7 protein-coding genes are annotated in these 9,766 nt (G+C 62.8%); 1 reads left to right on the plus strand and 6 read right to left on the minus strand.

Annotated features, from left to right (window positions below):
• A partial coding sequence (ligD, locus tag BQ8482_RS30475) for a non-homologous end-joining DNA ligase (RefSeq protein ID WP_208867889.1) occupies positions 1-890 on the minus strand: 890 nt, incomplete at its 3' end.
• A gap of 478 nt (positions 891-1,368) precedes the next feature.
• Entirely contained in the window at positions 1,369-1,989 is a 621-nt protein-coding gene (locus tag BQ8482_RS40180) for a cold-shock protein (protein ID WP_280178884.1), read from the minus strand.
• A 132-nt stretch (positions 1,990-2,121) separates the two neighbouring features.
• Here BQ8482_RS40180 and msrA point away from each other — a divergent pair, with 132 nt between their 5' ends.
• On the plus strand, positions 2,122-2,640 hold the full coding sequence (msrA, locus tag BQ8482_RS30485) for a peptide-methionine (S)-S-oxide reductase MsrA (RefSeq protein ID WP_123150987.1): 519 nt from the start codon (positions 2,122-2,124) through the stop codon (positions 2,638-2,640).
• Here the strand turns inward: msrA and dinB are convergent.
• The 4 genes from dinB to BQ8482_RS30505 are packed head-to-tail and all read right to left on the minus strand — an operon-like array spanning position 2,609 to position 9,358.
• Entirely contained in the window at positions 2,609-3,898 is a 1,290-nt protein-coding gene (gene dinB / locus BQ8482_RS30490) for a DNA polymerase IV (RefSeq protein ID WP_123150981.1), read from the minus strand. The genes msrA and dinB overlap by 32 nt on opposite strands.
• A gap of 6 nt (positions 3,899-3,904) precedes the next feature.
• The gene (locus BQ8482_RS30495) at positions 3,905-7,165 is read right to left on the minus strand and encodes an error-prone DNA polymerase (RefSeq protein ID WP_123150982.1); all 3,261 of its coding nucleotides are present in this window, start codon (positions 7,163-7,165) and stop codon (positions 3,905-3,907) included.
• The gene (locus BQ8482_RS30500) at positions 7,162-8,685 is read right to left on the minus strand and encodes a Y-family DNA polymerase (RefSeq protein WP_123150983.1); all 1,524 of its coding nucleotides are present in this window, start codon (positions 8,683-8,685) and stop codon (positions 7,162-7,164) included. Before BQ8482_RS30500 ends, BQ8482_RS30495 begins: the two co-directional genes overlap by 4 nt.
• Complete coding sequence (locus BQ8482_RS30505; RefSeq protein ID WP_123150984.1) at positions 8,600-9,358, minus strand: ImuA family protein; 759 nt, start codon at positions 9,356-9,358, stop codon at positions 8,600-8,602. Before BQ8482_RS30505 ends, BQ8482_RS30500 begins: the two co-directional genes overlap by 86 nt.
• Between the last annotated feature and the right edge of the window lie 408 nt (positions 9,359-9,766).

Here is a 9,766-nt window from a genome sequence, read left to right on the forward strand (position 1 = left end):
TAGGTGACCTCGACCACCACTTCAGGCCTGACCCAATGCACCCGCGACAGCTCAAGCGGCGAGCCGAACCGGCTCGCGCGCGGCGGCGGAACGTCGAGGGGCATTCGAGCTGCCTGAAGTGGTCCAAGCCGGCGAGCCAATCGCTTGAGCTCTGCAACCGTGATGCCCGTGCCGGCGCGGCCCGCGTACATGAGACGACCATCATCGGTGTAGTAGCCTAAAAGCAGCGAGCCTATACGCGGCCGGCTTCCAGTCGGATCGGTCCAGCCGATTACAATGAATTCCTCCCTGTTGAGACACTTTGACTTGACCCACAAGCCGCGATTGCCGGATGCGTAGGGGCTGTCGACCCGCTTCGAAATCGCACCCTCGAGGGCAAGCCGGCAGGCATGCTTGCGGAACGCAGGCCCGTCGTCGATGACGTGGTCGCTGAAGCGCAGGCCGGGCATGTCGGTCGAAAACAGGCCTTCCAGTCGCGCCTTGCGATCAATGAGCGGCAGCTTCGCAATGCTTTCTCCGTTGAGGAACAGAAGATCAAAAGCAAAGAAAACAAGGTCGCCCGTGCGGCCCTCGTCCATAGCGGCCTGCAGGCGGCTGAAGGAGGTGACGCCGTCTGCCCGAACGGCGCACAGCTCCCCGTCGACATATGCCTCTTTCACCGGGAGCGCGCGGAGGGCCGCTATCGTCGCTTGATAGCGATGCGACCAATCGAGGCCGGTGCGGGTAAGCAAGCGGATGTCGCTGCCGTCGATCCGCGCGTGCATGCGGTATCCGTCGTACTTGATTTCGTGAAGCCAATCGGGGCCGTTGGGCGCTTCGTCGACCAGGCGCGTCAGCTGAGGCTCGATCCATTTCGGCGGATGCGTTCTATTCGGCTTTGCCGGATTCACCGTCTTCCGCGCCAATTGAGATAAAGCGTCGTCATGTGGGCCAGACTACCACATGATGACGGTATATCAGCTGCAGCTTTTATCGGAAATCGCGGGTCTTCACCTTGATGCTGTCGATATGCTCGTAGGGATCTTATCCCGAGCCGGCAACTATGCCGATTAAGCTGCCTAAACCACGGGACTTTCGCCGCCAACTATTGCAACGATTTGGTGGGTGGATCTTTCGAGACAATGTCGATGCTTACACCCAGGTAATGCCTTCGCACATGCGATATGAAATTTGTGCATTGCAATATCAACGCCTTTCGATATGATCCTCTTGTCGGCCATCTACTCCTCCCAGATGCGATGCCGGCGCTGAATGCGGTGCACCTCCTCCCGCGCTGCATTTCAAATCGAGCCCACTGCCACCTCCTCCCGGCAGTGGGCTTTTTCTTTGTATGAGCGGCAATTTGGCCCTTGGCCAACGTATTGGCTTCTAGGCGAGGCGAACGCTCCGGACTTCCAAGCCTTTCTTGCCCTGCCCGCATTCGACAATCACCTTCTGTCCCTCCACCAGCACGCTGAGCCCTGAGCGGGTCAGCGCGGTGGCATGAACGAAGACGTCCTTCTCACCGTTTTCGGGAGCAATGAAGCCGAAGCCTTTTTCGGGATTGTACCACTTGACCGTCCCCTGCCTCTCCAGCTGCGCACCACCCTTCCCGGCGATGGACCCCCCAGCAAGGCGCGCATCTGCCGGTGTTTTCGCGATCTGATCGCTGATCTCCAGCACGTGCACTACCTGACGACCTCTTGGACCTTGTTCAACCGCGACCTTGAGACGTGTTCCCTCGGAAACAGCGCGGCTTCCGGCAGCCTCCAACACTCGGATGTGGAGATAAGCCTCCGTGCCGTCCGACAGTTTGACGAAGCCAAAACCCTTGCTAGCATTGAACCACAATATCTCGGCGTCGACAGGGTCTGCGGCCACAATCGCGGGCCGCTGAAAGTAGCTTGGCTCAGAAGCCCGTTCCGAAAAGGAAACCGGGTCATCGTCATACCGACGCCTACGTGGCTCGCGTTGCTCTCTATACTTGCCCATGATCGTCTCGACTGACATGGCGCGCACTGCGCTAGCTGTTCAGGATAATCTCTATCGGGCGACGCGTTTGTGTCAAATGGCCTGCGACTGAAAAAAGATGCCAACAATGCCTATATTGGCGATGAACCCAAATTCAGGAGGTCAGAGACCATGACGACCGAACGCGCTGTGCTTGCAGGCGGCTGCTTCTGGGGTATGCAGGATCTGATCCGCCGCTACCCCGGCGTGATTTCCACCCGCGTCGGCTACACCGGCGGTGAGGTGCCTAACGCCACTTATCGCAATCATGGCAGCCACGCCGAGGCGATCGAGATCGTGTTCGATCCAGACACGACCAGCTACCGCGATCTGCTGGAATTCTTCTTTCAGATCCATGATCCGACGACGCGCAATCGCCAGGGCAACGATGTCGGCGCGAGCTACCGCTCGGCGATCTTTTATACAGACGACGAGCAAAAGCGCGTTGCGGAAGACACCATCGCCGATCTCGAAGCATCCGGGCTTTGGCCCGGTAAGGTCGTGACCGAGGTGGTGCCGGTCAGCGATTTCTGGGAGGCCGAGCCGGAGCATCAGGACTACCTCGAGCGCTATCCCAACGGCTACACCTGTCATTTCCCGAGACCGAACTGGAAGCTTCCTAAGCGAGAGGAAATTCGCCGCGCGGGGTAGGCCGTCGCACTTTACAATTCCTTCTCGGCAATTCGCGGAATCCGTCGGGGACCGAGCGCGGACCGTCCAGCTCTGTGGCCGCATAGCCGACCGCATCACGGCCAAAGCGGTCGCGAATAGTGTCGATGGCGCGGTCGGCGGCCCAGCGGGCGATGCCTTTTCTCGCCCCGGGCCTGCGCTTCTCGTCCGGAAGCCCCAGCGGCAGATCAAGCTGGATTTCAGGCTGCTTTCTCAGCTGTGAAACCGATACCGCCAACAGCGTGATCAATCGCTCCCGCGGATGATCGGCAAGTGCCGTACGCACCAATGCCTCTGCGATCTCGACCAGCATCATCGTCGCCGAAATCGGTGCATCCAGCGTCGTCGATCTGGTGACGGCCCGCATGTCCGCGAACCGGACTCTTACTGTGACAGTGTTACCGGCGAGAGACTTCGCGCGCAGGCGCGAGGCAACGCGGTCGGCGAGATGGAGCAGCGCCGGCTTGAACACGCTTTCGACGGCCGGCTTGCGGCCAAGCGCAGACTGCGCTCCTGCCGACCGTGCACGATGTTGGGTTCGGATCGCGCGCGGATCGCGGTTCCAGGCCAGCGCCGAAAGCTTTTCGCCGACGGCCGTCCCGAGCAGGCGTTCGATGGAGCGGCCCGGCGTGTTCGCCAACTGGCCTATGGTGAGAATGCCCTGCTCGGTCAACTTCGCCTTGGTGACGGGACCGACACCCCACATCAGCTCGACTGGAAGGTCGTGGAGAAATTCCAGTTCGGTCTTCGGATCGACCAGCACCATGCCATCGGGCTTGGCGACCTGCGAAGCGATCTTGGCCAGGTGTTTTGTCCGCGCCACGCCGACCGAGATCGGCAGACCGAGCTCGGTGCGGACCCGGTGTCGGATCGTCGCTGCAATGTCTGCCGGTGAGCCGAAGAGATGCGTGCAGCCCGCGACATCGGCAAAAGCATCGTCGATCGAAATCCGTTCGACGAGCGGCGTGTAGTCGCCGAGGATGGCGATCGCAGCGTCACCCAGCCGCTGATAGTCCTTGAAATGACCGCCGACGAAAATCAGCTGCGGACAGAGCTCGCGCGCCCGCCGTCCCGGCATGCCGCCGCGAACGCCAAAAGCCTTTGCCTCGTAAGAGGCGGCAAGCACGACACCGCCGCCAACGGCGATCGGCTTGCCGCGCAGCGACGGGTTCAGCAGTTGCTCGACCGAAGCGTAGAAAGCGTCGAGATCGGCATGGAGGATCGTGGCGGTCGTGTCCATTCTTGCTTACCGGAAATCCCGCGTCTTCACCTTGATGCGGTCGATGTGCTCGTAGGGATCGACGATGTTTCGGCCCTTCGGCATTCCCCGCGGATCAATCCCCAATCCGCCGTGATGGGCCTCGTCGCCGCGGCCGTGCGGCAACGGAAACGGCGCCTCGCGATTTCCGACGCTCGCCAGTTCGGCCGACAGATCAGTCAGCTCGTGGGCGACGAGATGCACCACCTCCCCTTCCCTCTGGATGCGGCCGCGGACGCCGAGCATGGCCGACGAAAGAAGCACGCGCCGGAATTTCTCGAACACCTTGACCCAGACGACGACGTTTGCGGCGCCCGTCTCATCTTCCATGGTGAGGAACATCACGCCTTTGGCCGATCCCGGCCGCTGCCGGACCAGCACCAGGCCGGCGGCCTGGAGCCAGCTTCTGTCTCGCGCCTGCATGGCTTCCTGACAGGTCACGATGCGGCGCCGGCAAAGATCGGCACGCAGGAACGAGACGGGGTGGCTGCGCAAGGTCAGCCCGACATGGCCATAATCCTCGACGACCTCGCGACCGGCCGTCATTGGCCTGAGGGTGATGACAGGCTCGCGGATTTCCGGCACGGTCTTCTGTTCACGGGACGTGGCGGCCGCAAACAGGGGCAACGGTTCATCGCGCAGCGCCTTGATCGCCCAGAGCGCATCGCGGCGGCCAAGGTTCAGATCCGGCAGAAAGGCGTCGGCCTCGGCGAGCTGCACAAGCGACGCCGCTGGCACGCCGGCGCGGCGCCAAAGATCGTCAACCGAGGCGAAGGGCTCGTCGGCCCGTGCCGCGACGATCGCGGCTGCGTCATCATTGGCGAGACCCTTCACCATGCGCAGGCCAAGCCGGACAGCGAAGCAATCTTCGACATCGGTCGGCTCCAGCGTGCAATCCCAGCGGCTGGCATTGACGCAGACGGGGCGCACCTCGACGCCATGATCGCGGGCGTCACGCACGATCTGGGCCGGCAGATAAAAGCCCATCGGCTGCGAGTTTAAGAGCGCCGCACAGAACACATCCGGATGCCAGCATTTCATCCAGCTCGAGGCATAAGCGATCAGGGCGAAGGAGGCGGCGTGGCTTTCAGGGAAGCCGTAGCTTCCAAAACCCTCCAGTTGCGAAAAGGTCTTTTCGGCAAACTCCGAGGTGTAGCCGTTGGCGATCATGCCGTTGATCAGCTTGTCGCGGAATTTCGAGACGCCGCCGGTGTGCTTGAAGGTAGCCATGGCGCGCCGCAACTGGTCGGCCTCGCCGGCGGAAAAGCCGGCGCAGACCATGGAGACTTGCATCGCCTGCTCCTGAAACAGCGGCACGCCGAGCGTCTTGCCCAAAACGCGCTCGAGCTCTGGTGTCGGAAACGTCACCTCTTCCGTCCCATCGCGCCGGCGAAGATAGGGATGGACCATGTCGCCCTGGATCGGGCCGGGCCGGACAATCGCGACCTCGATGACCAGGTCGTAGAAGGTCCGCGGCTTCATGCGCGGCAGCATCGACATCTGCGCGCGCGATTCGATCTGGAACACGCCGAGTGTGTCGGCCTTCCTGATCATCGCATAGGTGCGCGGATCTTCGGCCGGGATCGTCGCCAGGTCGAGTGTGACGCCCTTGTGCTCGGACAGGAGATCGAATGACTTCTTCATGCAGGTAAGCATGCCCAGGGCCAAGACATCCACCTTCATGAATTTGAGGGCGTCGATATCGTCCTTGTCCCATTCCACCACCTGGCGGTCCTTCATCGCCGCCGGCTCGATCGGCACGAGGTCGTCAAGACGATCATGCGTCAGGACAAAGCCGCCCGGATGCTGCGAGAGATGCCGCGGTGTCCCGGCAAGCTGCGCCGCGAGCTCGAGGGTCAGGCGCAGTCGCCGGTCGCCGAGATTGAGGTTGAGCTCTCTCGCGCGCTGTTCATCGACAGCCTCGCCGTGGCCCCAGATCTGCGAGGACAGAAGTTTCGTCATGTCCTCGGGCAGGCCGAGCGCTTTGCCGACGTCGCGGACCGCACCCTTGGTGCGATAACGGATGACGGTGGAACACAGTGCTGCGTGATCGCGGCCATAGGTTTCATAGACCCACTGCATGACGATCTCGCGCCGTTCGTGCTCGAAATCGACATCGATGTCGGGCGGTTCGCGTCGCTCTTGCGAAATGAAGCGCTCGAACAGCAGGTTGTTGCGTTCGGGATCGATGGCGGTGATGCCAAGCACGTAGCAAACGGCTGAATTGGCGGCCGAGCCGCGGCCCTGGCAAAGAATGTCCCGGCTGCGGGCGAAACGAACGATCGAGTTCACGGTGAGAAAGTACGGCGCGTATTGAAGCGTCTCGATCAGCCGCAGCTCGTGTTTCAGGATCTTGACCACCTTGTCGGGCACGCCCTCGGGATAGCGGCGGGCGGCACCTTCCCAGGTGAGCTTTTCCAGCGCCTGCTGGGCCGTCAGCCCCGGCATGGTCTTTTCCTCCGGGTATTGGTAGGCGAGCTCGTCCATCGAGAAACGGCAGCGGTCGGCGATTTCGATCGTGCGCGCCAGAGCCTCGGGATAACGGCTGAGCAGGCGCGCCATCTCGTCGGCTGGTTTGAGATAGCGATCGGCATGACGTTCGCGCCGGAAGCCGGCGTCGTCGATTGTGACGTTATGGCGGATGCAGGTGACGACATCCTGCATCATGCGGCGGGCCGGTTCGTGGAAGAGCACGTCATTGGTGACCACGGTCGACACACGCATCGCGGTCGCCAGGTTTGCCAGCTCGTAAAGCCGGAGCTGGTCGTTCGGGCGTCTGCGCAAGGTGAGCGCCAGATAGGCGCGATCGCCGAACGCATCGCGCAGCCGACGCAGCCGGACGGCACAAAGTTCATCGGCTTCGTCCGGCACGAGCACCGCGATCAGACCTTCGCCATAGGCGACCACATCATCCCATTCCAGGTGACACTTCGCCTTGCCGGCCCGGCCCTTGCCGAGCGACAGTAGGCGGCAAAGCCGCGAATAGGCCGGGCGGTCGATCGGATAGACCAGCATCGACATGCCGTCGGCGAGATCGAGACGGCAGCCGACGATCAACCGGACGCCTGTCGTCTTTGCCGCTTCGTGTGCGCGCACAATCGGGGCAAGTGAATTGCGATCGACGACGGCCAGTGCTTCAATGCCGAGCAGCGCAGCCTGCGCAAACAGCTCCTCGCAGCTGCTCGCCCCGCGCAGAAAGCTGAAATGCGAGGTCACCTGCAGCTCGGCATATCGGGCCCTACCAGTCATCCGAAGATCCCGTGCATGAACCATTTGTGCGATCCGGTCGCGGCGTCCTCGCCATCGCCGGCACGGTAGACCCAGTAACGTTCGCCGTTCTCGTCCTCGACCTGGAAGTAGTCCCTCACCGCCGCGAGCTCGGCGTCGCGCTTCCACCATTCCCCGAAAACCCGTTCAGGGCCGTCCGCCCGCTTCACACGGCACCGCACCCCGCGCCAGGTGAAGGTCACGGGCGGATGGTCTGGGAGAAGCGCCACCGTCTCGATCGGCTCGGGCCGCGGCAGCAGCCGTGACGGTCGCGGCCAATGGCCGGGCCAGCCCTCGCCGGTATCGGGCGCCATCGGCGCAATGCGTTGAACCGACCGTTCGGGAACGTCGCTCTGCACCGGGGCGAAGCGATAGAGCCGCTCCTCACCGACACGGTTGGCGAGGATGTCGATCACATCCGACACATCGGGCTCGGGCGCCTCGGCAAGTGAGGAAATCATCTGCTTGGCCCGCAGCGGCTCGGCAACGGTCGCGGCAAGCCGCATCAGCTCGATGCCGAACCCTGGATCGATAGTTTCTATTTTATCTGTGAGAAGCCGGGTCAAGCGCTTCGTGTCACGCACCGGCATTGCTGTGCCGACACGGATCGCCTCGATGCGATTGTCTACGCGGAAGAACAGAAGATCGAGCCGGCGTGCGCCAAGCCCTCGCGTCTCGAGTGAGGCGCACAGTTCAGCGACCAGCTTGCCCGTATAGCGGGCGATCGTCTCTGGCGCGCCGATCGGTTCGGCAAAATTGCGGCACACTTCGACAATTTCCTCCGGCCGGATCGGCTCGATCGGTTCGCTCACCCGTGCAAGGGCCTGGTCAAGGCGGCGGCCGGGCTCCGGTCCAAAACGCAACGCGAGCGACGCGCGTGGCGTAGCGGCGAGGTCGGCAACTCTCTCGAAGCCGAGCCGACGCAGACCATCGATCGTCACGGCGGGTAGGCGAAGCGCCGCGATCGGCAAAGGTAGGATCGCCTGCGCGATCTCACCGGATGGAATAACGATGGTCTGCGGCCCGCCGAAGCGGGCCAGCGCATGCGCGGCACCCCAGGTGTCGGCGACCGCCGCCCGCGCGGCGAAGCCGGACGCGCCAAGTCGCTCCACTATATCGGTAAGCATCGCCGCCTCGCCGCCATGCAGATGATCGGCGCCGGTTGTGTCGATCACGATGCCATCCGGCGGATCGGCAGCGACGATCGGCGCGTAGCGGCGCAGCGCCCACAGCGCCAATCGCTCGAGCGCCATCTCGTCGGCTTCGGGCTCGGCATCATGAACGATAAGACCCGGAACGAGCGCCTGCGCCTTGCTCGCCGGCATGCCGATACGCAGGCCGGCCGTTTGCCCTGCCGCGTCGGTGGCGAGCACGACACGGCGACGACCATCACGGCCGACAAGGACGAGCGGCGTCTCAGGCAGAGGCGCGGCGTCGCCCGATTTCCTTCTGAAGCGGTCTGTCGGCCACATCGGAAGGAAGAGCGATACGACCCTTGGCATCGCAAGCCTCCACTATAAAATCCGCACTCTCTCCGGCCCGGCATCGGATCAGCTCAACGTGCCAGCGCGCCCGTCCAATCCCCTGAACGGGCAATGGTGTCGACGGCAGGACCGACACCCGCCAGCGTGTCTCGGCGGCGGTTGGCTGGCCAAAATCCGTTGCCTCCGTCTGTCGCCGCCAGCGGCGAATGGCGATGCCGATGGCGCCGGAGCTTTCGGCGGCAAGCTGAAGCCGCCGTGACGCCGTCATTGAAAGCCGTGCAATCTCGGCAACGACAGCGCCAAAACCTCCGCGAAGACCCTCTTCGAAACAGGCGAGAACGGATTTTTCGTCGCCGGCTTCGACATAGATTACCCGTCCCGGAGGAAGGCCGGCCTGTTCGATCGCCGGCGCGAAAAGATCGGGCCGGGTAACGCACCACAGCACCTTGCCCGCCGTGCGCGCGGCAATACCGGCCGCGAAGAGTGCCGCGGCTGCGCCATCGACTGCGCCATTTCCACCACCCGCGACCTCGTGCAGACCGCCAAAAGCCAATCCCCCTCCTGGCAGAACGCTGTCAATCGCGGCCACTCCGAACGGCAAAACCGTGCGGATGCGCGCATTTCCGCCTTCGAGGCGCGCGATGCGTTCTCGAAGCTCGGAAATGGCAGCAGGGGGCGCCGATACACTCATCTGACCCTTGAAACGCGGAAAGCCTGTGATATGTTCTACATTTGTTCTCGTCTTGGCTAAGAGTCAACCGGGATGATGTCGCGGCCCTGCGGAAGGAGGCATTCGATGCTCGGGCCATATCCTTCAATGCGAAAATGCGAGTTCCATTTTCGGAGTTTGGACGCCACGGAGTGTCCGAAAATTGTAGCATATTTCGGACTCATATTTTGCCTTTGTCCGAAACTTGTCGCATATTTCGGACATGCCCATCGTTGAGCCCGATACCGATCTTCGCTCGCGCCTGCTTGCGCGCATTGAGTCCAAACCCGACGAGGTCTGGACCCCCGGCGACTTCGCCGATCTCGGCGCGCGCGCCGCCGTGGACAAAACCCTGCAGCGCCTGGCAGCCGCCGGGGAGCTGCGCCGGAT

Origin of the sequence: Mesorhizobium delmotii (assembly GCF_900149755.1) — a bacterium.
In the GTDB taxonomy this organism is placed as follows: Bacteria; Pseudomonadota; Alphaproteobacteria; order Rhizobiales; family Rhizobiaceae; genus Mesorhizobium; species Mesorhizobium delmotii.